The organism is Porcincola sp. LCP21S3_C12 (assembly GCF_052118625.1).
Taxonomy (GTDB): domain Bacteria; phylum Bacillota; class Clostridia; order Lachnospirales; family Lachnospiraceae; genus Porcincola.
The window spans coordinates 41,285-66,110 of record NZ_JBQKGW010000013.1; the positions used below are offsets into that span (position 1 = coordinate 41,285).

Consider the following 24,826-nt stretch of genomic DNA (forward strand, 5'->3'; position numbering starts at 1 on the left):
TGGTGAGCCATTTCTGCGGCACCCGTCTTTTCCAAAGGAGAGGCGGGTGCCGATTTTTGAAGATAGGAAACCTGGTCAGGTATGACAGTGTATGAAATTCGGTCAAGTGCAGTTAGTTCTCTATTTCGATATCACCGGACTGTGTCCGTATTTTCAGAACCTTTTGACCGCTGCCGATGGTGATCTGGTTTTCGGCTCCGTTCGTCGTGCTGTATGAGGTGTCTCCGATGGTGATATCACCGGATGAGGTCGAGGGATATATCGTGTAGTTTTTTATGCTGTCATCCAAATTGACAATAAGGTCTCCGTTTTCACTGCTCAGGTCTGACTGCTCAAAGCTTACGTGTTCCATACCGATATTTCCGTTGTCTGTGGAGGCTTTCAGGACGGAGCCATGACACTTTTCCAGCGAGAGATCTCCGTTTTCACTTGTCAGTGTCAGACTTTTTACCGTGATCGTATCGTTCGGCTCGATACAAATATCACCATTGCTGGTGTCCAGGGAAACATCCTGCAGCGCTTTCAGATCGGACGGAACAGTAACCGTCAGTATTCCGCCGGTTCTGTCGGATCTGTTTCCGCTGTTGCGGACAGTCAGGATGCCGTCTGCCGTTTCGGCGGTGGGAACGGCATCTTTCGGACCTGTATAGGTCATTTTATATTCTGTCCCTGTTTCAATCTGAATGTCATCATTCTGCAGACGGATCTGAAGTCCGGTGAAGGATTCCAGTTTTTTTGTTGTCTCCGTGTTGTTTTTCCCCTGGAAGTAAAAAGAAAAGTTATGATCTGAATGTGAAAAGACAGGTTTCCCCACATGCCACAGCGTTCCCAGGATGATTGCAGCTGCGGTGGCCAGTGACATCAGGATCAGGTAGATGTTTCGTTTCTTCATGATCGATCCTCCTCTTTTCTTGTTCCGAAAATGGCTTTTATCAAGGAGTCGGCGACGGCGGCCAGCGGCCAGATGATCCAGGTGATGTACCAGGCGAAGGACAGAAAGCTCCAGATCAGATACACGCATGTTACCGTCGGCCAGAAAACAGACATGATGATGCGCACGGTTTTGTTTTCATAGTAGTTTTCTCCATTGTTCCGGCTGTAATATTCGGAGGAACAGGAGCTGTTGTTCAGATTCAAAAGAGTGCGGTAACCGTCCTCACGGGAGGAGCTGACGGTCAGAATCAGAACGCCCAGACCGACCATAAAAAGCAGGATGTCAACACCCAGTCCCACAAACACACTCTGACCTGTCAGCATAGACAGAACAATCAGCGGAATGTAGCTGGTGCAGAAAAGCAGAATGGCAATCGTCCGCTGAAGAATGGACGTATCGTGCGTGCTGCGTCTCAAGTCATTGATCATCCCGGCAGTACCGTAATCAATGCTGCAGGGCTCCTTTTTCAGAAAATTCCATTTGTTCATCTGCAGGCTGCTGTAGGTATGAAATGCCACGCAGGCCGCGATGGAGATGAACAGAAAAAGCAGTCCGGATACAATGGTTTTCTGTGAACCGTTTTCCAGTGAACCGGCCAGAATGATTCCGCAGGAACAGATGATGGCGAAAAAGGTTCCAAGCCCGTGAAACAGGCCATAACGGGCCTTATCATCAAGATAGCTCTGTGCCTCCTGAAGTGTTACCTGACGTCCGGCGGTGAAGTTTCCGGATTCATGATTCAGGATACTGCTGATGCCGAGAACGTCGCCAAGTTCATCCAGATTTCCGAATTCTGATATCACCTGCGCAACGGCTTCATTCTCCGATTGTCCCTCGTTGACCAGCTCAGTATATTTGTCCTCCATCATCTGGCCCAGCTCACACTTTGCCTTGATGACGTCCGGCGTATTCGGCAGCTTTGCAAACATCGATTCCAGATAACTGCGTATGGTGTTCATGGATTCTCCTCCCTGATAAATTTCTCTACAACAGTTTTCGTCAGGACCCATTCCTCGCATTTTTCACGATAGTAGCGGCGTCCGGATTCCGTGATCCGGTAATAGGTGCGCCGTTTGCCGTTTTCTGCAAATTCCGGAAATGACTCAATGCAGCCTGCTTTTTCAAGACGGGTGAATGCCGAGTAGAGGGTGGTTTCCTTTATGATATAAGCATCTTCTGTCATCAGCCGGATTCTTCTGGATATTTCATATCCGTAAGACGGACCGTCCAGCAGCAGGCACAGTATGATTGTGTCATTGCATCCGCGGATGACATCACTGCTGATTCCCATGGCATCTCCTTTCTGTCAGGTCTTGGATTATTCGCCTGTCGTACTACGACTAACATACTATGACAGACGAAGTATATCTGACAAACTGAATGTACTACGACAGCCGAAGTATGTCAAGAGAAAGAATCGGCCATCTTTGTCAAAATACGAGCTGTACCAGCAGCATATATACAACGGTTCCGCCCGCGATGGACAGAAGCATATTCTTTTTCCACAGGTGAAGCCCTGCCGTGACCGCGATGGCAAGCAATTCCGGAAGGCCGTGGGTTCCGGAGAGGATGGAAACATTCTTCAGGCAGTAGACAACAAGCATGCCAAACACAGCGCATGGCAGGGCTTTTCCCAGATACACGATGTATTTCGGGGTCGGTTTCTTCGAAGAAAAAATCAGGAACGGGAGAAACCTTGTCAGCATCGTACCAAGGACACAGATGGCGATTGTGATGATCTGCTGGGGAATGGTCATTGGACTCATTGTATCTCTACCTCCTGATAGGATTGTTCGATGGGTTTTCTGAAGATGGTCAGAAGAATCAGGATTGCCACCATTGCCGGGACCATGAAGGATTTGGAACCGAACAGGACCAGGCAGGCGGCGGTTGCACCGATACCGATCAGACCGGTGTATTTTTTCTTCTCTTTCATCCACTGGTTCATGAAGATCGTTACAAACATGGCGGTCATCACAAAGTCCAGTCCTTTTGTGTTGAATTTCAGAAAGGATCCGATGAGGCCGCCGACGACAGCACCGGAAACCCAGTAGAGCTGATCCAGCAGCGTGACAAAAAACATGAACCAGCCTCGGTCAACCCCCTCCGGAATGTCCGCCGAATAGTTGATCGAGAAGGTCTCATCGCACATGCCGAAGATCAGATAGAATTTTTTCCACCCCATGCCTCGATAACGATCCAGCATGGCAATTCCGTAGAAAAGATGTCTCGACTGCACCAGAAGTGTCACGGCAAGGGTCGACAGAGGGGCGAAAGGGGACATCAGCATCGTCACGACAATAAATTCGAGAGAGCCGCCATAGATCAGCAGGCTCATCAACATGGGGTAGATGAAAGAAAAGCCGTTGACGTTCATCAGAATTCCATAGGCAAGCGCGAGAAACCAGAACCCGGCGAAAATGGGGATGGTATATGGAAATGCGGCTTTCAAGGCTTTGGTTTTCATAAAGATCTCCTTATGGTGATTGCAGATCATTGTCTGTAAAGAAAGAGTATAGCACTGAAAACATTCAAAACAACAGGATGAATGATCTGGCACCTCGCTGCGGCGGGGGTGCTTTTCTTTGCCAGGACTGCCTGCGTGATGTATCATAGAGACTGAAAGGATTTGTTTTTTGAGAAATGGAGCAGTGCATGCCAGTTGAGAATCAGACGAATAGACGGGTGCCGAGGCGGATTGCGCAGGCAGTAATTGGGTCCTTGAAGGGTGGCGTCGTTCCCCGGGTCGGTCTGCCTTATATCACGGTTGGACGGAAGGCGGAGATTGACGCGCTGCTCTCGGATGTGGATGTGATTTCGGAGGGCGGGGCGTCTTTCCGGTTTATTGTCGGACGCTACGGAAGCGGAAAGAGCTTCCTGCTGCAGACGATCCGGAATTACGTCATGGACAGAAACTTTGTGGTGATGGACGCGGATCTGTCCCCGGAGCGGAAACTGACCGGGACGAAGGGGCAGGGGCTGGCTACATACCGTGAGCTGATCGGGAATCTGGCAACCAGGACGAAGCCGGAGGGCGGTGCTCTGTCACTGGTGCTGGACAGGTGGATTTCGGGTATCCAGATGCAGGTGCAGTCGGAAATGAGCAAAGCAGCTTCCTCTGTCCAGCCGGTGCCGGGAACCATGCAAGGCACGTTTTCCGCCGGCTCGCCAGCATTCAGCGGGCGCGTGGCGGAGAAAATCCGTCTGGTGGTGAATTCAATCAGCGGGATGGTTCACGGGTTTGATTTCGCAAGACTGCTGACGCTGTACTTTGAGGCAGAGCAAAGCGGCGATGACGCACAGAAGGCGAAGGTTCTCAAGTGGTTCCGGGGAGAGTATCCGACGCGGACGGAGGCCAGACAGGATCTGGGGGTGAATGTCATCATCACGGACGAGGACTGGTACGATTACCTGAAACTGTTCGCGTTCTTCTTCCGGCAGGCTGGATACCAGGGACTGATGGTCTTTGTCGATGAGCTGGTCAACATCTACAAGATCCCGAATTCGGTCGCACGCAACAACAATTATGAGAAGATTCTGACGATGTACAATGATGCGCTCCAGGGAAAGGCGCACTATATCGGGATGCTGATGTCCGGCACGCCTCAGTGCATCGAGGATACGCGCCGCGGTGTCTACAGCTATGAGGCACTCCGCTCCCGTCTCCAGGAGGGCAGGTTCTCGGTGGAGGGGACCCGGGATATGATGGCGCCGGTCATCCGTCTGGAGCCGCTTTCCCCGGAGGAAATGCTTGTCCTGACGGAGAAGCTGACAGATATGCATGCGGGGCTTTACGGATATGAATGCCGCATCAGGCAGGAGGAGCGGGTGCAGTTTATCCAGATGGAGTACAGCCGGGTCGGAGCGGATTCGCACATCACGCCCCGGGAGATCATCCGGGATTTCATCGAGCTTCTGGATATCCTGTACCAGCACCCGGAGAAGACAGCCGGGGAGCTGCTGAATGGCCAGGTTCTTGGGGATATGTCAGCGGGTACCTCGCAGTTTATGAAGACAGACGCACACACGGCCGGCAGAAGCGCCGGGGACAGTTCATTCGCCGGGCCGGAGAAGGCCGGCAGAGATGATGAGAACGAGCTGACCACATTTACGCTGTAAGGACAGGCTATGGATATCTTTGACCGCTATGCACCGTTCATACAGGATTTTATCTATGAGAATCGATGGGAGAATCTGCGGGCGATCCAGGTTGCGGCAGGGGAAGCCATCTTCAACACTGACCAGAATGTCCTGCTCTGTGCTTCGACGGCATCCGGAAAGACGGAGGCGGCATTCTTCCCGATTCTAACGCTGTTTTCGGAGGATGAGCCAAGATCGGTGGGCTGCATCTACGTCGCACCCCTCAAGGCGCTGATCAATGATCAGTTTCTGAGACTGAACGATCTGTGCCGGGATGCACAGATCCCGGTCTGGCACTGGCATGGAGATGTGCCGGCTTCGGAGAAGAAACGCCTGATGAAAAAGCCATCCGGGATTCTACAGATCACGCCGGAGTCACTGGAGGCGCTTCTGATGCACAAGCATGCGGATATACCGAGTCTGTTCGGTGATCTGCGGTTTGTTGTGATCGATGAAATTCATTCCATGCTGCGGGGAGACCGCGGGGGGCAGACCCTGTGCCTGATTGAACGGCTTTCACGCCTTGCAGGCGTCCGGCCGCGGCGGATCGGGCTGTCAGCGACCATCGGCGATACGAAAAAAGCCGGAGCATTTCTGTCCGCCGGTTCCGGAAGGGGCTGCGTGATCCCGAGGATCGAGGCAAAAGGGGTGCAGTGGCGGCTGTCGATGGAACACTTTTATAACAGCACTCCGCAGGCAGACGAGGCATGGTATGTCGGAACCGACACCCTGATTCCTGGAACCGCACAGACAACAAGTCCGGCAGCCGCACGGTCAGGCGGCCAGGGGCAGATCAGTCCGGCTGCCGCACTGTCAGGTGGCCAGGGGCAGATCAGTCCGGCAGCCGCACGGTCAGGCTCCCAGGGACAGGACACAGCTGCATCACACCTGGGTGCTATAAAGAAAGAACCGGAGCCGACGATCCTGGCGCCGCCCGGTGAACCAACAGACAAAGCGCCATATGCGGCGAATCCGGGCTGTGGGTATATCTTCGAGCACACACGGGGCAAAAAGTGCCTGGTCTTCACAAATTCGCGCGAGGAGTGCGAGGCTGTCACGTCAACGCTTCGCCAGTACTGCGAGAAAAATCACGAACCGGACCGTTTCCTGATCCACCATGGAAACCTCGCGACCTCCTTCCGCCAGAGCGCGGAGGAGCAGATGAAGGATGACGACAACCGTATGACGATTTGTACAACCTCGACGCTGGAGCTCGGGATTGACATCGGCCGACTGGAGCGCGCTTTTCAGGTAGAGGCACCCTTCACGGTATCGTCATTTCTGCAGCGGATGGGCCGGACGGGCAGGCGTGGGGAGCCCTGCGAGATGTGGTTTGTCATGCGCGAGGAGCATGCGGAGCCCCGTGACCTGTTTCCGGACACGATTCCCTGGTCCCTGATTCAGGGGATTGCGCTGGTGCAGCTGTATCTGGAGGAGCGCTGGGTCGAGCCGCCGAGAGACGGGCGGCTGCCCTACAGCCTGCTTTATCACCAGACGATGTCGACGCTTGCCTCCTGCGGGGAAATGACACCGCAGGAGCTTGCCTCCCGTGTCCTGACACTGGCGTATTTCCACAATATCACAGCCGGAGACTACAAAGTGCTGCTGCATCATCTGCTGGAGACAGACCAGATCCAGTGGACAGAGGAGGGCGGGCTGATTGTCGGGCTGGCCGGAGAACGGATCACAAATTCGTTCAAGTTCTACGCTGTATTTCAGGAGAACGAGGAGTACAGCGTCCGCTGCGAGTCAGAGGAGATCGGAACCATCGTGAAGCCGCCGCCAGTAGGGGAGCGGATCGCGATTGCAGGGCATGTGTGGGTCTGCGAGGAGGTTGACCGGGTGCACCACCAGGTCTATGTCCACATGATAAGGGGCAGCGTGCCGGCTTATTTTGGGGATGAGCCGGGAGATATCCACACAAGGATTCTGGAGCGGATGGCGCAGGTGCTGTGCGAGAACAAAACCTATCCTTATCTGAGACCGCACGCGAAGGCCCGTCTGCTCACAGCCAGAAGGGCGGCAGTGGCCTCCGGGATGAATGACAGGCCGCTGATCTGTCTCGGTGAGCGGATGTACTGCCTGTTTCCGTGGCTTGGAAGCTATGCATTTCTGGCGCTGGAGCGGCTGCTGCGGCTCCGGTGTGCCGACAGGCTCGGGCTGAAGGGGTTCAATTCTGTCAGACCGTATTTTATTCAGTTTACGCTCGGGGTCAGCGAAGCGGAGTTCTTCCGGATTCTGGGGGAGGAGGCAGAAAAGCCATTTGACCCGATGGAGCTGCTTTATCCGAAGGAGGTACCAGTCTTTGACAAGTATGACGACCTGCTTCCGGAGGAACTTGTCCGGAAGGGCTTTGCATATGGAGTTCTGGACATCGAAGGCATGAAGAAGCGGGTCCGCGGATGGGCAGACCGATACGGACAAGAAGCCTGAGCAGATGAAGTCCGATTCTGTGAGGGCGTAAGAAGATATGAGGGAAACAAGATGGAAAGGAGATGCATGACATGATTGATTATTCAGAAGGGTCCGGGAAACTTTATCACATCCAGGTGGCGCCGGGAGAGGTCGGGAAGTATGTCATTCTACCCGGGGATCCGAAACGGTGCGAGAAGATCGCGCGTCACTTTGACGACGCGAAGCTGATTGCGGACAACCGTGAATTCACGACCTACACAGGGACGCTCGGCGGGGTGAAGGTTTCTGTCACATCGACCGGAATCGGAGGCCCTTCCGCCGCGATTGCGATGGAAGAGCTGAAGCGGTGCGGCGCGGATACCTTTATCCGGGTCGGAACCTGCGGAGGCATGGCACTGGATGTCAAAGGCGGAGACCTGGTCATCGCGACCGGCGCGATCCGTGCGGAGGGAACCGGCCGGGAGTATGCGCCAATCGAGTTCCCGGCGGTGGCAGACTTCGATGTTGTCTGCGCCCTGACACAGGCGGCACAGAAGCTGGGCAGGCACTATCACACGGGGGTTGTTCAGTGCAAGGATTCCTTCTACGGTCAGCATGAGCCGGAGGCGAAGCCAGTGGGCTATGACCTGATCAATAAGTGGAATGCCTGGCTGAAACTCGGGACCCTGGCCTCGGAAATGGAGTCAGCGGCACTCTTTGTCGTGGCGTCTGCGCTCCATGTCCGGGTCGGGACGGTGCTGCTCGCGATCGCGAATCAGGAGCGCGCAAAGGCAGGACTGGACAATGAGCAGGTCCACGACACCGAGGGAGCGATCGACACGGCCATTGAAGCGATCCGGATTCTGATTGCACGTGACAATGCCTGATGGGAGAGGCTGACGTTGACCGGAAGGCTGTTTGAGTGTAACCATCGCAATGAAGGGCATGGCAGGCGTTAAGGCGGTCCGTGCAGGGGGCCATCGCGCAGGACATGTCCGCGTGATGTGACAGGAGGAAGAAACATGACAGAGCAGGAGATCCGGGAGATCTGCAGGCTGGCGGTCCGCATGCGGGAGCGGGCGTATACGCCCTATTCGCATTTCCGGGTCGGAGCGGCGCTGCTTGGAGTGAGCGGGCAGGTCTACACGGGCTGCAACATCGAGAACGCATCTTATCCGGTTTCGGTCTGTGCGGAGCGGACAGCGCTTTTCAAGGCAGTCTCAGAGGGGGAACATGAATTTCAGGCACTTGCCATCGCCGGCGGACCGGAGGGCGGAGCGCTTCAGTACTGTGCACCCTGCGGTGTCTGCAGGCAGGCGTTTCAGGAATTCTGCCCGCCGCATTTCCCGATCTATCTGGCAAAGTCCGAGACAGACTTTCGCCGGTATGAACTTCAGGAGTTGCTGCCGGAAGCGTTTGGAGGCGGCAACCTGAGGGCGCCTTCCGGGAGGGCGGAACAATTCAGGAAAGGTGAGATATGACATCAGATCTGGGACGATACTATGTCCAGCACTATTTCAACCTGGCAAATTTCGGGAAGTATCTGATTGTGGCAATCATCGGCCTTGCGGCCGTCATGGCCGTCATGCTGACGATTGCCTGGCAGCAGAGACAGGCGACCGAGAGAAGCATCCGGGAACATTTTTCGTATGACCGGGAGGCGTACGCGCATGACGCCCGCTACCGGGAGGCGGTCAACAGCCGCATCTACAGCCGGAGACGGGCAGCTGCTCACAGGGGGATCAGCATCATCGAGAGCTTCTACGAGCTCGTGTTCTCAAGCACATCGATCCTGCTGTTCCTGAGTCTCTACAACATTGTGGACTGGCATATGCCGCAGGTCTGGGCAGTCTGGGATAAATACAAGGATCTGATCCTTGTCATTTTCCTGATGTTTTCGGTGCTCTTCGCAAACATCCTTGACCGCTTCCTTGTGCAGCTCCCGCACCTGTCGGATGAAGACAAGGGAGCCCTGAGGCTGGTCAGCAACCTCTATATTATCCTGATTTTGCTCTACATCAAGTTCATCTATGAGGATGCCAACTATGACTCGATGATCATTTACTTCATCAGTCTGTCGCTGGGCCGGTTCATCTACTTTGACTTTTCATGGCAGGATTTTACTAAAACGCTCTCCGGCGTGCTGTCAAAGCTTCCAGTCATGCTGCTCCTTCTGGCCTACTCGGCGTTCATGTGCTGGTACGGATTCAAGGTGGATTTTCTGCTGACTTCAAATGGCGTGCTTGTAAGCACCCTGATTGCGCATCTTTTCATGGATCTCTCGATTTTCATCCTCGAGAAAATGCAGCTGCTGAAGCTGTTTCTCTGAGCTGCAAAGCGCGGCCCGCCATGCCTTGTGTGGTTGCCGCAGGTTGTCTTCGATGATAAGATAGGGGCAGGATACACCGTGGGATGAGGGGTCCGCGGGAGACAGCTGATAAGGGGAAGATGGCATGAAGGGGAAGAGATGGACGCTGCTTGTTGCGGCATGCGCGGCGGGTACGGCACTTCTGGCATATCCGGCATCGGCAGTGGCGGTGAAGTGGGAAGATCTGACGAATGCGCAGCAGAAGGCGGCTTATCAGAGTCTTGAATCTGAGAATGAGAGTCTGCGCGCGCAGCTGAAGGAGCTGCAGGCGCAGACAGATACAGGAAGCGGCGCAGATAACGGCGGGACGCCAGCGGACGGCGGAACATCTGCCGGCAGCGCAGAAAGCGCACAGACGCAGCGAAAGGACACAGCCACATTTCTGAAGGATATTGCGGCTTCATTTGAAAAGCGACAGGCGGAGGCCGGAACCTGCAGCGCAGATCAGATCGCTCAGATGTCCGCAGCAGATTTGTGGGCATACCGCTTCAGGTGCGCGGAGGCGGAGCGGGATTTTTATGAGGCGTACAAGGGGGTACAGCTGGGGAGCCTGAATCTTCAGTATCTTTGCGACGAGTATCGTGCGGGGCTTGGAAAGCAGTACAAGGCAGAGACAACCTGGAAAGATACGCAGGATGCGGACAAGACCAGTCAGCTGTATTCGGCAGGCTATTACAACCGCGCCTATGCGCTGGTGGAGCTTCACGACTACTACAGTCTGGAGCTGCCGGACGGCTACCAGGACCTGAAGGATGCCGTCGACAAGATGAATGCTGCCGCAGGCGCGGAGACAAAGAACGCTTCGGCAGACAGCACAACGGTGAAGAAGGTGCAGGAACTTCTGAATGCACTGGGATTCTTATGCGGGACACCGGATGGGATCTGCGGACGTCAGACGGTAAGCTGCATCGAGCGGTTTCAGACCATGTACGGGTTTGAGCCGGCGGACGGTTTGATCGACGACGAGCTGCTGAGTCAGATGCAGGAGATGCTGAACCGGCAGGGCGCGTGAGTGGGATATGAAAGACTGTTTCGGAAGAGAGATAGACTACCTGCGGATCTCGATTACAGATCGCTGCAATCTGAGATGCAGGTACTGTATGCCGGACGGCATGTCCGGCAAGGTGTGTCATGAGGATGTCCTGCGGTACGAGGAGTTTCTCCGGATTGTGCGTGCGGCATCGCGGCTGGGAATCCGGCATCTGAAGGTAACAGGCGGAGAACCGCTGGTGCGGCGGGGGTGTTCGGCGTTCATCGGCGCGCTGAAGGCGGTCGAGGGCATCCAGACGGTGACGCTGACGACAAACGGGCTCCTTCTGAGAGAGAATCTGGATGCGCTTGTGCAGGCGGGCGTGGACGGGATCAACGTGAGTCTTGACACGACAGATCCGCAGCAGTACCGGCTGATCACCGGGGACAGCGGGACAGGCGGCGTAGAGGAGGTTTCCGCGGCGGTCTTTGCGGCGGCGGAGCGGGGAATCCGGGTCAAGGTGAATGCCGTGACGATGCCCGGGACAGATGTTCTCAGCCTGATCTCATATGCAAGGGAGCATCCGGTGGATGTGCGTTTTATAGAAATGATGCCGATCGGGTACGGCCGCCTGTTTCCGGATTCGGATAACCGAAGGCTGCTGGCCCGGCTCGCAGAGGTGTTCCCGGATATGGAGCCTGAGAGTGAAGCCGCACTGGAGCTGCTTCTGGAAGCTGTGGGAAGGAAGAGGGCTTTTTCTTTTGCAGAGCGTCATTCTCAGGAAAGAATAACGAAGAAGCACGGGGAAGGACCGGCAGTGTACTTCCGCATCCCGGGGTATCAGGGCAGCGTCGGCTTTATCAGCGCGGTGCACGGGAAGTTCTGTTCCTCCTGCAACCGGATCCGGCTGACGTCGACCGGGTTTCTGAAAACCTGCCTCTGCTACGATCAGGGCGCAGACCTCCGGGCAGTGCTGAGGGAGATGACGCCGGACGGAGGACCCTCGCCCGAGGCAGACGGCCGCGGGCAGGCGGGACGGACCCTTGGCTGCGCGGAACCCGACAGGGATCTGCGGCTGGAGGAGGTCATGCGGGCAGCGATTCTGAACAAGCCGGCCGCCCACTGTTTTGAGACGCCTGACCAGATGACGGAGCATCATGAAATGAGCCAGATTGGAGGATAACCAGACATGGAGGGAACGGTAAAGGCGGTCTGCACCAGCAGCGTGAAGGGCGTCCGGAAGGAGCCGGTGAAGGAGGCACATCTGATTGAGGACTATGGCATCGAGAAGGATGCCCATGCCGGCAGATGGCACAGGCAGGTCAGCCTGCTTTCCTGGGAAAAGGTTCAGGAGTTCAACAGGAGCGGAGCAGGCGTGAGCGACGGGGACTTCGGGGAGAACTTGCTTGTGTCCGGGATCAACTTCAGGAGTCTTCCAGTCGGGACGCGTTTCCTGATCTGTCCGGCTGAGAAGGCTGTCCATGCGGCAGCAGACAGCCTGACGGAGGAGTCTGTGCAGGAAGGCGGGAACGATTCGTCTGAAAAGGCTGTCCATGCGGACCGCATGGAAAACGGGGAAGCTTCCGGAACCGCTCTCCTCGAGCTGACACAGATTGGAAAGGCCTGCCATCACTCCTGCGAGATCAGGAAGCGTGTCGGGGTCTGCATCATGCCGACAGACGGGGTGTTTGCAAAGGTTGTCCGGGGCGGAACGGTGAGGCCGGGAGACCGTGTCCGGGTCCTTCCGCCCGACCCGGACAGACCTTATACAGCGGCGGTGATCACGCTGAGCGATCGCGCCTCCTCCGGCGTCTACGAAGACAGAAGCGGCCCGAAGGCGGCTGAAGTACTGAAGGCAGCAGGCTATGATGTGGTCGAGACGATTCTGCTTCCGGATGACCAGAGCAGGCTTGAGCGGGAGCTCGAGCGGCTCGCCGACCAGAGGCAGGTCAGCCTGGTACTGACGACAGGGGGAACCGGGTTCTCGGAGCGGGACCGCACGCCGGAGGCAACGATGGCGGTTGCGGAGAGGAATGCGCCCGGGATCGCGGAAGCGATCCGGGTGAAGTCGCTGGCGGTGACCGACCATGCGATGCTGTCGAGAGGCGTATCTGTCATCCGGAAGAAAACACTGATTGTCAACCTGCCGGGATCGGTCAAAGCGGTGCAGGAGAGCCTTGGATTTATCATGGGAGCACTGGATCACGGACTGGGGATTCTGCGCGGGACTGCAGACAACTGAGAAGAGAACAGGAGAGGATAAGATGAAACTGATCAGGACAGTCGATGCGGAAGGAGCGGTACTGTGCCACGATGTGACGCAGATCATTCCGGGAACATTCAAGGGACCTGCATTCCGCAAAGGGCATGTCATTACAAAGGAAGATATCCCGGTGCTTCTGAGCATCGGCAAGGAGAATCTCTATGTCTGGGAGAAGAAGGAAGGCATGCTTCATGAAGATGAGGCGGCTGCCGTCCTGCGTGATCTGGCGATCGGCGCCCACATGAGTGCAGGCGAGCCAAAGGAAGGGAAGATCGAGCTGACTGCCGACTGTGACGGCCTGTTCAAGGTTGACTCGGCGGCGCTGCGGCTGGTCAACCGGACACCCCAGATGATGATCGCGACGCGGCATGGAAACACGCCGGTTCGGAAGGGAGACAAGCTTGCCGGGACGAGGATTATTCCGCTCGTGATCGAGGAGCAGAAAATGAACAGCCTGTCGGCCTCTGTCCGTGAGGCAACAGAAGGCAGGCCGATCCTGTCGCTTCATCCATTTGTCCATAAGAGGATCGGGATTGTGACAACGGGATCTGAGGTTTACAAGGGGCGGATCAAGGATTCGTTCACGCCGATCCTCGAAAAGAAGCTTCAGGAGTACGACACAGAGGTGGTCGGATATGAGGTCACAGATGACGACGACCGGATGACGACAGATGCCATCTGGAAGATGATCGGTCTCAGGGCGGACGTGGTACTCTGCACAGGCGGCATGAGCGTCGATCCGGATGACCGGACCCCGCTCGCAATCCGGAATACAGGAGCGGAAATTGTAACGTATGGCGCACCGGTTCTGCCCGGTGCCATGTTCCTGCTGTCCTATCTGCAGACAGAAGGGGAAAGAACCGTGGCGGTCTGCGGGCTTCCGGGCTGCGTGATGTATGCAAAGCGTACCATCTTCGACCTGATGCTGCCGCGGATTCTCGCGGATGACCGGATCACGGCGGACGAGATTGCCGCGCTCGGGGAGGGCGGACTCTGCCTGGGCTGCAGCACCTGTATCTGGCCAAACTGCGGCTTCGGTGTGTGAAAGACAGGGAGGAGACGGAGAGCGTGCAGGAGGAAAACAGAAATACAGAGCCGGCGTTCACGCACTTTGATGCGCAGGGAAATGCCGTGATGGTGGATGTCTCAGGAAAGGATGTCACGCTCCGGGAGGCGACGGCGGAGGGTGTCATCCGGATGTCTCAGCAGTGCTTCGAGCTGGTCAGGAGCGGGAGCATGAAGAAGGGCGACGTGCTGGGTGTAGCGCGGATTGCGGGCATCATGGGTGCGAAGCGGACAGCAGAGCTGATTCCGCTCTGTCACATCCTGAACCTGACAAAGGCTTCGGTGGATTTTGAGCTGATGCCGGAAGCCCAGGGCACGCGTCCCGGCATCCGGGCACTCTGCACAGTCCGGTGCAGCGGGAAAACCGGTGTCGAGATGGAGGCGCTGACCGGCGTGAGCGTTGCACTGCTCACGATCTACGATATGTGCAAGGCGGTTGACCGCGGCATGGAAATGGAACAGATCCGACTTGTCAGAAAATCGGGCGGGAAATCCGGACTTTTCGAAAGAGTCCCTCATGTGATAGAATCTATATAAATCGCACAGATATCAGCCACTATGTTCAGAATTCAGACATGACGGCCCGGAAATTTCCCGGAAGACAGGAAAGTGCCGCGATGCCGATCACGGCATCCGCGGCACTTTCTGTATGTTTCAGTTGGAGGGAGTGCCGGCCGGAATTTCACCGACCGGCTGAAGTATGAAAAGTATCAAATCAGGTGAAACACTTGATTTGATGGTTCACACTATAGCGGGTCTTTGTGAAAAGCATATGATGTATTTGTGAACAAAATGTGAACGCATGCACTACTTTCGTTTGCTTGTGCGATGAAAAACAGTGTGTTAATCGATAGACAGTACACAAATTGAAAGGAGATGCATGATGGATTCTACAGTTTTAATTGTGATTGGGGTCTTCCTTGCCGTCATTATCCTGATGCTGGTTTTCTCAAACATCCGGATCGTGCCGCAGGCAAGGGCATTTGTCATTGAACGGCTGGGGGTCTACAAGACAACCTGGAATGCAGGTCTTCATCTCAAGGTTCCGTTCATCGAGCGTGTTGTCAAAAGCGTTTCTCTGAAGGAACAGGTGCTGGACTTTCCGCCTCAGCCCGTCATCACGAAGGACAATGTCACGATGCAGATCGATTCTGTCGTATTCTGCAAGGTCTTTGATCCGAAGTTGTTCTGCTACGGGGTGGAAAATCCGATGGCAGGACTCCAGAATCTCTCTGCGACGACCCTCCGGAGCATTATCGGTGACATGGAACTTGACGCGACGCTGACATCCCGGGAAATGATCAATGCCAAGATGCAGAAGGTGCTGGATGAGGCAACGGATGCCTGGGGCATCAAGGTGACCCGTGTCGAGATCAAGAACATCCAGCCTCCGAAGGAGATCGAGGAGGTCATGACGAAGCAGATGCGCGCAGAGCGCGAACGCCGTCAGACCGTTCTGGAGGCGCAGGCGCACCAGGAGGCAGTCGTTTCCCGGGCGGAGGGTGACAAGCGGGCGAAGATCCTTGCCGCAGAAGCAGAGCGCGACGCGCAGATTTCGCTCGCGGAAGGCCGCGCAAGGTCGATACAGCTGGTCTATCAGGCAGAGGCGGACGGCCTGGAAGCCCTCAAGAATGCGAATGTTTCCGAGACCGTCCTGAAGCTGAAGAGCATTGAGGCGCTGAAGAATGTTGCGGACGGTCGTGCGACCAAGATCTTCATGCCGTCTGATATCTCAAACCTCGTGTCTGCCCTCGGTGTTGCCGGTGAGGCGATCGGGATCGGGGATGCGACGAAGATTGACCACAGCGAAAAGCCCAGGCAGACTCCGAAGAAGGATCCGTGTCTGTCCTCCGAGACCAGCGTGGAAGGCGTGCGCGCGGCGGTCACAACCCAGAAGATCAGCGCTGACCTTGAGCATCAGAGCAGAAGCGAGTCCTGAGACGGCTGCCCGCTCTAACCGTGCAGGCCTGACTGTGTATGGAACCCTCCCCTTGCGGGAGGGTTTTATTTGCGATAAGATGAAACGAATCGCAGACAGACGCAAAAGGGAGGTGCCTGATATGAATCTGAAAGGCAGAAATTTTCTGACACTGAAGGACTTTACGCCGGAGGAGATTCTTTGTTTCCTCGATCGCGCGGAGGAGCTGAAGCAGCAGAAGAAGGCGGGGATCGCTCATCAGAATCACCCGGGAAAGAATATCGCGCTGATCTTTGAGAAGACCAGCACCAGAACCAGATGCTCCTTTGAGGTTGCGGCACACGACCTTGGCATGCATGTCACCTATCTGGATCCGACAGGTTCCCAGATCGGGAAGAAGGAATCCATCGCGGACACCGCGAGAGTCCTGGGGCGCATGTACGACGGAATTGAGTACAGGGGCTTTGGACAGAACATCGTGGAGGAGCTTGCGAAGGATGCCGGCGTCCCGGTCTGGAATGGCCTGACGAATGAATATCACCCGACTCAGATGCTGGCGGACATGCTGACAATCCGCGAGCATTTCGGAAAACTGAAGGGACTGAAGCTGACGTACATGGGCGATGCCCGCTACAACATGGGCAACTCCCTGATGGTTGCGTGCAGTAAGCTGGGACTGGATTTCACGGCGTGCACAAGAAAGGAATACTTCCCGAACCCGCAGCTGGTCGAGGAGTGCCAGGCGTACGCAAAGGCAAGCGGGAGCACAATCACGCTGACGGAGGACGTCCGGGAAGGAACGAGCGGGGCGGATGTCATCTACACCGATGTATGGGTCTCCATGGGCGAGCCGGACAGCGTCTGGGAGGAGAGAATCAACGCCCTTCTTCCGTACCAGGTGAACGCGAAGGCCATGGCGAATGCAAAGCCGGAGGCCGTCTTCATGCACTGCCTGCCGGCATTCCACGATCTGAACACTGGGATCGGGAGGCAGATCCACGACAAGTTCGGACTCGATGCAATGGAGGTCACAGACGAGGTCTTTGAGTCGAAGCAGTCGGTCGTGTTCGACGAGGCCGAGAACCGGATGCACACCATCAAGGCTGTGATGGATCTGACGCTGTAAGCCGGCAGACAAGAGCGAAAACGGCTTCGGGGGCATGCGGTGCAGGGACAGCCGCCAGTGGAAGATCCGGATGGAGATGCTGGAGATGTTCAGGAAGGACAGGGCAAGGGAATGCAGGAAGACGAGGAGAAACTCAGGGAAGGACAGCTGAAATACCGGCGGGCCGCAGAGCAGGCCACACTTTTCCTGGCGCTTTTCATCCTGGCACTCGGCATCATGTTCCTGACAAGAGACCGGGAAGAGCTGCTGAAGGAGGAGATCGTGACATTCCTTGGCATTGTTCTGAATGTCAGCCTGGCCGTGGAGTTCAGCCTACGGGAAAAGTGGACATTCGCGGTATTCGCGATGCTGGTCGCGGTGGCAGCAGGGCTTGTACTCGGAACGCAGCTGTTTGCCTGAGAGCCGGGGGCCTGGTTTTTGAAAGCGGCTGCCTGCTTTCTGGCACAGATCTGTCTGAATGAAGGCAGAGAGATTTTGGTTGAAGGGGGAGCGCAGGCTCATGAAGGAAAAGGTGCTCCGGGCGCTGAGAGATGAGGATGCCTATGTATCCGGTCAGGCGCTCTGTGAAAAACTTGGAGTTTCCAGGACAGCGGTCTGGAAAGCGATCCAGTCTCTTCGGGAGGATGGATATGTCATAGAAGCGGTTCCAAACAAGGGGTACCGCATAACAGGCTGCCCGGATACGATCGCGGCGGAGGAGATTGCTTCCAGACTTCAGTCGAAATGGATGGGAAAGAAGCTTTATTACTTTTCTACGATTGATTCCACCAACCAGTATGCGAAGAAGCTCGGGGAAGAGCAGGCTCCGGACGGGACGATTGTAATCGCGGATGAGCAGACCGCCGGGAAGGGAAGGAGCGGACGTCACTGGGTGACGCCGCCGAAAAGCGCGATTGCATTCACCATCCTGGTGCGGCCGAAGCTTCCGCCATCCCGCATTTCCATGGTGACGCTTGTCAAGGGACTGGCGGTCTGCAATGCCATCCGGCAGCTCTACAGCCTTCCGGCAGGAATCAAGTGGCCGAACGATGTCGTGATCCATGGAAGGAAGATCTGCGGCATTCTCACAGAGATGAGCGCGGAGATGGACGGCGTCCACTATGTCGTCATCGGAACCGGCATCAATGCGAATCTGACTTCATTTCCGGAGGAGATCAGGGATATCGCGACCTCACTGGAGATTGAGCTGGGGCATCCGGTCGACCGCGCACAGGTGCTGTGCAGGGTCATCGAGCTGTTCGAGCAGTACTACGAGCTGTTCGAGAAGCGGGGCGATCTGACCGACCTTCAGGAGATGTACAACAAGGAGCTGCTGAATCTGAACCAGAAGGTCCGTGTGCTGGATCCGAAGGGCGCCTATACCGGGACTGCGCTTGGGATTGACCCGGAGGGCGAGCTTCTTGTGAAACGGGATGACGACGGGCAGACGGTGAAGGTCTGGTCAGGCGAGGTGTCCGTGCGGGGCATTTACGGATACGTATAAGGAAATATAAGGAAACAGAATGGCAGAGAATCAGAAGGAAACAAAGGAAGCGGTTCAGTCCGGGCAGAGTGCCGGAGCAGGGACCGTTGTCCTGTGCGCAGCCAGCGCGTATGAAAAGAAATATTTCTTCAACAAGTCGTTTGAAGGCATTCCGAAGGATATCCAGGACCAGCTTCATATCATCTGTGTGCTGTTCACGGAGGATATCGGGGGCATCATCCTGTTCGAGTTCGACAAGGATGGGAAACTGAGCATCCGCACGGAGGCGAAGGCGTCCGATTACAACTACGATGAGATCGGCGCCGCTCTGGAGATCAAGGAGATCCAGAAACAGCGCCGTGACATGATGAACGGGCTGGAGCTCTACTATAAGGCAGTCGTCCTGCATCAGCCGCTTGACCTGGAGGCATGGCAGCTGGAATGAGGAAGACACTGCAGATCGGGAGCGTCACACTCCCCAACAACCTGATCCTGGCACCGATGGCCGGCGTCAGCGATCTGTCCTTCCGCCTTCTGTGCAAGGAGCAGGGCGCCGGACTCGTCTGCATGGAAATGATCTCCGCGAAGGCCATCTACTATGGAAACAGACACACGGATGAGCTGATGGCCACAACCGAGGCGGAGCGTCCGGTCTCGCTCCAGCTGTTTGGAAATGATCCGGAGATCATGGCCTCGATGGCGGAGCGAATCGAGGACCGGCCATTTGACCTCTTCGATATCAACATGGGCTGTCCGGTCCAGAAGGTGGTTAAGAACGGTGAGGGCAGTGCCCTCATGAACAATCCCAGACTGGTCTACGACATTGTGAGCGCCATGGTGAAGCGTGTGCAAAAGCCGGTGACGGTGAAGATCCGCAAGGGCTGGGATGCAAACCATGTGAATGCGGTTGAGATCGCAAAGATCGCAGAGCAGGCCGGAGCCGCGGCTGTCGCGGTTCACGGACGGACGCGGGAGCAGCTCTACTCGGGCCAGGCGGACTGGGAGATCATCCGGCAGGTAAAGGAAGCTGTTCAGATTCCGGTCATCGGAAATGGAGATGTGACCGATCCGCAGTCGGCCGGGGCACTCGTCCGCGAAACGGGGTGTGACGGCATCATGATTGCCAGGGCGGCGCGCGGCAACCCGTGGATCTTTCACCGGATCCTGACCTATGAGGAGACCGGCGTCGATCCGGGACAGCCGGATATGGAGACAGTGAAGGCTGAGATCCTCCGGCATGCCAGGATGGCAGTCCGGCAGAAGGGCGAGCGGACAGCCATGAGCGAGATGCGGAAGCATATCGCCTGGTACACGGCCGGCATGCCGCACTCCGCCATGCTGAGGCGCGCGTCCAGCTCCATTTCCACGCTGGATGAGCTGGAAAACCTGCTTGACAGAGCGGGAGACGGAGCAGCGCGGACGGACGTGGAACCCATTCGTTAAGTTGACTTTACCCTTGCATTACGCTATAATTCTGCTCTGACTGTGCGGGTTCCCGGTGCAAAGGGGACGGCAGATCAGATGGAAAAACCGTCAAAAAGGCGGAAAACATGGGTTCCGGAGAGGTGTAACGCAAGATGGCAGAGATCAAAAAGACGCGCCTGACGCAGGCAGGATTTGATAAGTTGGTGGCGGAGCTTGAAGACCTGAAGGTCAACAAGCGCAAAGAGATCGCCGACAAGATCAAGGAAGCCAGAGCGCAGGGCGACTTGTCGGAGAATGCAGAGTATGATGCGGCGAAGGACGAGCAGAGCGAGATGGAGGGCCGCATCGAAGAGATCGAACAGATCATGAAGAACCACGAGATCGTCACCAATGTCGGGGACGGCAGGATCGGAATCGGCTGCAAGGTGCTCGTGAGAGATATCGAGATGGACGAGACGATGGAGCTGAACGTGGTCGGCTCATCCGAGGCCAACCCGCTGGAGGGCTTCATCTCGGATGACTCCCCGGTCGGGAAGGCGCTTTCCGGCAAAAAGGCGGGCGACAAGGTTGAAGTTGAGACGCCGGCAGGGGTCATCGAGTATGAAATCCTGAGTGTGGAGAGAAATCAGCAGTAAGGAATTGACGGAGGACAGGCAGAAAGTGGCAAACCAGAGACAGAACAGCGGAGAGCAGGACCTCAATCAGCTTTTGAAGATCAGGAGAGAGAAGCTGAAGACCCTGCAGGAGGAAGGAAAGGATCCGTTCCGGATCACGACCTACGACCAGACAGAGCACTCTACCGACATCAAGAATCACTTTGAGGAGATGGAAGGGAAGGAAGTGTCGATTGCCGGCCGCATGATGTCCAAGCGTGTCATGGGCAAGGCCTCTTTCTGTGATGTCCTGGACCGCTATGACAGTATTCAGGTTTACGTGGCGCGCGATCAGATCGGAGAGGATTCCTACAAGGATTTCAAGAAGTATGATATCGGCGATATCATCGGCGTGAGGGGCACCGTGTTCCGCACAAAGATGGGCGAGATCTCGGTCCACGCTGATCAGGTCACGCTGCTCTCCAAGAACCTGGTTCCGCTGCCGGAGAAGTTCCACGGCCTTCAGGATACCGATATCCGGTACCGCCAGCGGTATCTGGACCTCATCATGAACCGGGATGTCCGCGCAACGTTTGAGAAGCGGTCCCAGATCATCAAGGAGATCCGCAATTTCCTTGACAAGCGCGATTTCATGGAAGTTGAAACACCGATGCTGGTCGAGAATGCCGGCGGTGCCGCCGCTCGCCCATTTGTCACGCACTACAATGCCCTTGACGAGGATGTCAAACTGCGCATTTCACTGGAGCTTTACCTGAAGCGCTTGATTGTCGGCGGCTTTGAACGAGTCTACGAGATCGGCCGCGTCTTCCGGAATGAGGGCGTGGACACCCGCCACAACCCGGAGTTTACGCTGATGGAGCTCTATCAGGCGTACACCGATTACAATGGCATGATGGAGCTGACCGAGTCCATGTTCCGCTATCTGGCGGAGAAGGTCTGCGGAAGCGCCGTCATCCAGTACGAGGATACGGTCATTGATATGTCGAAGCCGTTCCGCAGGCTGACCATGATCGATGCCGTGAAGGAATATGCCGGCGTGGACTTCAGCACGATCCGCACTGACGAGGAGGCAAAGGCAGCCGCAAAAGCTCACAATGTGGAGTTCGAGGAGCGCCATAAGAGGGGTGACATCATCAACCTGTTCTTTGAGCAGTTCTGCGAGGAGAAGATGATCCAGCCGACCTTCATCATGGATCACCCGGTTGAGATTTCCCCGCTGACCAAGAGAAAACCGTCGGATCCGTCCCTTGTCGAGCGGTTTGAGCTGTATATCTACGGCCGTGAGATGTGCAATGCATACTCCGAGCTGAACGACCCGATTGATCAGAGAGAACGCTTCAAGGCACAGGATGCGCTTGCCGCTGCTGGAGATGAGGAAGCCAACCACACCGATGAAGACTTCCTTCATGCCATGGAGATCGGCATGCCGCCGACAGGCGGAATCGGTTACGGCATCGACAGACTTGTGATGCTGCTGACGAACAGCTCCGCGATCCGCGATGTGCTCCTGTTCCCGACCATGAAGTCCCTCAACGCGAAGAAGGACAAGGGAGCGGCAGAGGAAAGCGCAGCGCCGAAGAAAGATGCGCCTGCAGCAGAGAATAAAGCTGACAATGCTTCAGCAGAGACGGCTTCGACGGCTCCCGATGCAGATGAAAAGGATGCGTCTTCTTCCGTTCCGAAGACGCCGTCTGTCCCGGCAGGAGAGAAGCTTGACGCCGGGATCAGCTATGAGGATGCGCTGGCGCTTCTGAAGAAGTATAATGAGGATGAATTCCACATCATCCACGGCGAGACGGTTGCGAGACTGATGGGATACTTTGCCCGGAAATATGATCCGGAAAACGAAGCGTTCTGGAAGATCTGCGGTCTTCTCCATGATCTGGACTGGGAGAAGTGGCAGGATGCCGTGCAGCACACCGTCAAGACGGCGGAGCTGCTTCAGGAAGCCGGCGTCAGCCCGATGGTTGCGCATGCCATCGAGACCCACAATTCCGACAACAATCCGGCGCTCCCAAAGCCGGAGCATCAGATGGAGTGCGTCCTGTGGGCTTGCGATGAACTGTCAGGACTCCTTGGCGCGATAGTCCGCATGTATCCGTCAAAGTCCGCACAGGATCTGAACCTTAAGTCCGTGAAGAAGAAGTTCAAGGACAAGCGCTTTGCGGCGGGCTGTGACAGAGACAACATCACCCGCGGTGCAGAGTTGAACCATGTAGACCTCGATACGCTTTTTGCAGATATGATCGAGGCTTATCAGGCGACAAACGACTGAACAGACGCCTGAGAAACAGAATAGAAGCGGAATATAAACGCCCGGAGCGTGACTGTGCAGCAGGTGATTCCTGCAGCAGCCCGCTCCGGGCGTTTTTTGTTCTTGAGCCCTTCCAGCAGATACCTGGCCAAGAAACGATCTTCTGATTCGTAAGACAGTCGACGCATAGCATGGCAACGAACCGATGCGTTGTATTCTACGGATCCAATTCCTGGGCGTATACCAGGCTCGGCCATGTGAACCTTTCGCAGGATAAGATGAGGGAGCTTCTAGGCAATGGAGATGTTGTCATCACGCTGGATGCATACGGAAGAAATGGATGATTGTCTTTCCAGTAAAAAGTAACAAACGAAGGAGCAGATTATATGCCGAAGGGTTCAAAGGAATTAACAGAGAACAGAAAAAAAAGAGATTGTCGATGCCTGTGAAAAGCTGTATCAGACCAAGGGCTTCCATGACATTACGATCAAGGATATCGGACAGGCAGTATCGATGTCCCGCCCTTCGATTTACAACTATTACGAAACAAGAGAGGAGATTTTTCTTGCGCTTCTGAAAAGAGAGTATGAAAAATGGACAGCAGATATACGGGAAGTGAGTGCGAAGAATAAGAAACTTACTCCCGATGAGCTGGCGTATTCGCTCGCGCAGACGCTGGAACCAAGAAAATTCCTGCTGAAGATTTCTGCCATGAATCTGTATGAGATTGAAGATAACAGCAGAGAGGAGAATCTTGTGGAATTTAAGACAGCTTTTCTCGATTCTCTGGAAGCAGTAAAAGAGTGCCTGAGGAAGTTCCTTCCGGATCTTTCGGATGAAAGAATTGAAGAGATCCGCTATGCATTTTTCCCGTTTATGTATGGGATCTATCCATATGTATATCCCACAGAGAAGCAGATGAAGGCCATGGATAATGATGACGTGCTGTTTGGGGAGAACTGGAATAATGAGGATATTGACCTGAAGACGAGAAGCATTGTCGTGATTTCTGTTTTCATGGGACGGGGGCTTGTGGACAGCTCCCTGAAATATCATCTGCAGACGGCGAAGAAAAATGGCGTCACAAAGAGAGAAATAGCAGCAATTATCACACATGCGGCTTTTTATGCAGGCTGGCCGGTTGCATGGGCTGTTTTCAATATGGCAAAGGAAATCTGGACAGAGGATGAGAATGTCCCGGATGACAAGGACATGGAGGAATATCAGAAGACCATCTTTTTCCCAATCGGTAACCCGAATGACGCATATGCCAAATATTTCATTGGACGGAGTTACCTTGCACCGGTGGCAGATGCGCCATTCCCGATTTTCAATGTCACATTTGAACCTGGCTGCCGTAACAACTGGCACATCCATCACGCAGATAAGGGCGGTGGCCAGATGCTGATTTGTGTCGGTGGCAAGGGATGGTATCAGGAATGGGGCAAGAAGCCGGTTCTAATGACGCCTGGTACTGTGATCGAGATTCCGGCCAATGCGAAACACTGGCATGGAGCTGCGGCAGACTCCTGGTTTTCACATCTTGCCTTTGAGATCCCCGGAGAGAACACTTCCAATGAGTGGCTTGAACCGGTTACCGATGAAGAATACAGCAGATTAAAGTGAAAACAGCATCATTCTTCAAAGGCTTGCAGATGGAATGGATATGGTTTTAAACATTTCGTTCACGCCCAAAGCGAAGACGCATAGATGATCTATGAAAACCTGAATGTCAGGAATTCTGACACGAAAGTATCCGGCATTTCCCGCCCGCAATAGTGATGAAGAAAAGCGCCCAAAATGGCAAAAAACTTCATCGGATGCTGGCGGAACCGATGCAGGAGTGATATATTGCTATTGAAGAAAAATGTAATAAATGTCAAAAATCTTCAT

The 24,826-nt window shown here is 55.3% G+C and carries 24 protein-coding genes and 2 pseudogenes; 21 read left to right on the plus strand and 5 right to left on the minus strand.

The features are described 5' to 3' along the window. Window positions 1–112 precede the first annotated feature (112 nt). The 5 genes from ACTQ1N_RS08255 to ACTQ1N_RS08275 form a co-directional block, all read right to left on the minus strand. Complete coding sequence (locus ACTQ1N_RS08255; RefSeq protein WP_441956292.1) at window positions 113–892, minus strand: DUF4097 family beta strand repeat-containing protein; 780 nt, start codon at window positions 890–892, stop codon at window positions 113–115. Beyond that, window positions 889–1,893 carry a permease prefix domain 1-containing protein gene (locus ACTQ1N_RS08260; RefSeq protein ID WP_441956293.1) on the minus strand — a complete coding sequence of 335 codons (1,005 nt, stop codon included), beginning with the start codon at window positions 1,891–1,893 and terminating at the stop codon, window positions 889–891. The genes ACTQ1N_RS08255 and ACTQ1N_RS08260 overlap by 4 nt, the downstream gene beginning before the upstream one ends. Next, complete coding sequence (locus ACTQ1N_RS08265) at window positions 1,890–2,225, minus strand: PadR family transcriptional regulator (protein ID WP_441956294.1); 336 nt, start codon at window positions 2,223–2,225, stop codon at window positions 1,890–1,892. Before ACTQ1N_RS08265 ends, ACTQ1N_RS08260 begins: the two co-directional genes overlap by 4 nt. Window positions 2,226–2,364: 139 nt before the next feature. Further along, window positions 2,365–2,691 carry a branched-chain amino acid transporter permease gene (locus ACTQ1N_RS08270; RefSeq protein WP_441956338.1) on the minus strand — a complete coding sequence of 109 codons (327 nt, stop codon included), beginning with the start codon at window positions 2,689–2,691 and terminating at the stop codon, window positions 2,365–2,367. Between the two features lie 5 nt (window positions 2,692–2,696). Then, window positions 2,697–3,401: an AzlC family ABC transporter permease gene (locus ACTQ1N_RS08275; RefSeq protein ID WP_441956295.1), complete on the minus strand. Its 705-nt coding sequence runs from the start codon at window positions 3,399–3,401 to the stop codon at window positions 2,697–2,699. Between the two features lie 188 nt (window positions 3,402–3,589). Between ACTQ1N_RS08275 and ACTQ1N_RS08280 the strand changes: the two genes are divergently transcribed. The 21 genes and pseudogenes from ACTQ1N_RS08280 to ACTQ1N_RS08380 all read left to right on the plus strand — a co-directional run. Then, window positions 3,590–5,053 carry an ATP-binding protein gene (locus ACTQ1N_RS08280; protein ID WP_441956296.1) on the plus strand — a complete coding sequence of 488 codons (1,464 nt, stop codon included), beginning with the start codon at window positions 3,590–3,592 and terminating at the stop codon, window positions 5,051–5,053. 9 nt (window positions 5,054–5,062) lie between these two features. Beyond that, window positions 5,063–7,507, plus strand: a complete 2,445-nt coding sequence (locus ACTQ1N_RS08285) for a DEAD/DEAH box helicase (protein WP_441956297.1) — start codon at window positions 5,063–5,065, stop codon at window positions 7,505–7,507. 71 nt (window positions 7,508–7,578) lie between these two features. Continuing rightward, complete coding sequence (udp, locus tag ACTQ1N_RS08290) at window positions 7,579–8,355, plus strand: uridine phosphorylase (protein ID WP_441956298.1); 777 nt, start codon at window positions 7,579–7,581, stop codon at window positions 8,353–8,355. Window positions 8,356–8,490: 135 nt separating this feature from the next. Beyond that, the gene (gene cdd / locus ACTQ1N_RS08295) at window positions 8,491–8,949 is read left to right on the plus strand and encodes a cytidine deaminase (protein WP_441956299.1); all 459 of its coding nucleotides are present in this window, start codon (window positions 8,491–8,493) and stop codon (window positions 8,947–8,949) included. Beyond that, window positions 8,946–9,797, plus strand: a complete 852-nt coding sequence (locus ACTQ1N_RS08300; protein ID WP_441956300.1) for a hypothetical protein — start codon at window positions 8,946–8,948, stop codon at window positions 9,795–9,797. Before cdd ends, ACTQ1N_RS08300 begins: the two co-directional genes overlap by 4 nt. Before the next feature lie 124 nt (window positions 9,798–9,921). Then, window positions 9,922–10,848, plus strand: coding sequence for a peptidoglycan-binding domain-containing protein (locus ACTQ1N_RS08305; RefSeq protein ID WP_441956301.1), 927 nt, complete (start codon window positions 9,922–9,924; stop codon window positions 10,846–10,848). 7 nt (window positions 10,849–10,855) lie between these two features. Then, a complete protein-coding gene (locus ACTQ1N_RS08310; protein ID WP_441956302.1) occupies window positions 10,856–11,989 on the plus strand; it encodes a GTP 3',8-cyclase MoaA in 1,134 nt (377 codons plus the stop codon). Window positions 11,990–11,995: 6 nt separating this feature from the next. Next, the gene (locus ACTQ1N_RS08315) at window positions 11,996–13,048 is read left to right on the plus strand and encodes a molybdenum cofactor synthesis domain-containing protein (RefSeq protein WP_441956303.1); all 1,053 of its coding nucleotides are present in this window, start codon (window positions 11,996–11,998) and stop codon (window positions 13,046–13,048) included. Window positions 13,049–13,070: 22 nt separating this feature from the next. Beyond that, window positions 13,071–14,114: a molybdopterin-binding protein gene (locus ACTQ1N_RS08320; protein ID WP_441956304.1), complete on the plus strand. Its 1,044-nt coding sequence runs from the start codon at window positions 13,071–13,073 to the stop codon at window positions 14,112–14,114. 23 nt (window positions 14,115–14,137) lie between these two features. Then, window positions 14,138–14,671 (plus strand): cyclic pyranopterin monophosphate synthase MoaC, encoded by a 534-nt coding sequence (gene moaC, locus ACTQ1N_RS08325; protein ID WP_441956305.1) that lies wholly within the window; start codon window positions 14,138–14,140, stop codon window positions 14,669–14,671. 343 nt (window positions 14,672–15,014) lie between these two features. Beyond that, complete coding sequence (locus ACTQ1N_RS08330) at window positions 15,015–16,073, plus strand: SPFH domain-containing protein (protein ID WP_441956306.1); 1,059 nt, start codon at window positions 15,015–15,017, stop codon at window positions 16,071–16,073. A 121-nt stretch (window positions 16,074–16,194) separates the two neighbouring features. Beyond that, a complete protein-coding gene (gene argF / locus ACTQ1N_RS08335; RefSeq protein ID WP_441956307.1) occupies window positions 16,195–17,178 on the plus strand; it encodes an ornithine carbamoyltransferase in 984 nt (327 codons plus the stop codon). A gap of 57 nt (window positions 17,179–17,235) precedes the next feature. Further along, the gene (locus tag ACTQ1N_RS08340) at window positions 17,236–17,577 is read left to right on the plus strand and encodes a hypothetical protein (RefSeq protein ID WP_441956308.1); all 342 of its coding nucleotides are present in this window, start codon (window positions 17,236–17,238) and stop codon (window positions 17,575–17,577) included. Between the two features lie 100 nt (window positions 17,578–17,677). Then, complete coding sequence (locus tag ACTQ1N_RS08345) at window positions 17,678–18,661, plus strand: biotin--[acetyl-CoA-carboxylase] ligase (RefSeq protein ID WP_441956309.1); 984 nt, start codon at window positions 17,678–17,680, stop codon at window positions 18,659–18,661. Between the two features lie 19 nt (window positions 18,662–18,680). Then, window positions 18,681–19,085: a DUF6145 family protein gene (locus tag ACTQ1N_RS08350; RefSeq protein ID WP_441956310.1), complete on the plus strand. Its 405-nt coding sequence runs from the start codon at window positions 18,681–18,683 to the stop codon at window positions 19,083–19,085. Then, the gene (gene dusB / locus ACTQ1N_RS08355; RefSeq protein ID WP_441956311.1) at window positions 19,082–20,083 is read left to right on the plus strand and encodes a tRNA dihydrouridine synthase DusB; all 1,002 of its coding nucleotides are present in this window, start codon (window positions 19,082–19,084) and stop codon (window positions 20,081–20,083) included. Before ACTQ1N_RS08350 ends, dusB begins: the two co-directional genes overlap by 4 nt. Window positions 20,084–20,217: 134 nt before the next feature. Continuing rightward, window positions 20,218–20,700 (plus strand): transcription elongation factor GreA, encoded by a 483-nt coding sequence (greA, locus tag ACTQ1N_RS08360; protein WP_441956312.1) that lies wholly within the window; start codon window positions 20,218–20,220, stop codon window positions 20,698–20,700. A 25-nt stretch (window positions 20,701–20,725) separates the two neighbouring features. Further along, window positions 20,726–22,954 carry a lysine--tRNA ligase gene (gene lysS / locus ACTQ1N_RS08365; protein ID WP_441956313.1) on the plus strand — a complete coding sequence of 743 codons (2,229 nt, stop codon included), beginning with the start codon at window positions 20,726–20,728 and terminating at the stop codon, window positions 22,952–22,954. A 170-nt stretch (window positions 22,955–23,124) separates the two neighbouring features. Continuing rightward, the gene (locus ACTQ1N_RS08370; RefSeq protein ID WP_441956314.1) at window positions 23,125–23,277 is read left to right on the plus strand and encodes a hypothetical protein; all 153 of its coding nucleotides are present in this window, start codon (window positions 23,125–23,127) and stop codon (window positions 23,275–23,277) included. A gap of 142 nt (window positions 23,278–23,419) precedes the next feature. After that, window positions 23,420–23,815: pseudogene (locus tag ACTQ1N_RS08375) on the plus strand (TetR/AcrR family transcriptional regulator); the annotation flags it as partial. A 51-nt stretch (window positions 23,816–23,866) separates the two neighbouring features. Beyond that, window positions 23,867–24,559: pseudogene (locus ACTQ1N_RS08380) on the plus strand (carboxymuconolactone decarboxylase family protein); the annotation flags it as partial. Window positions 24,560–24,826: the final 267 nt, after the last annotated feature.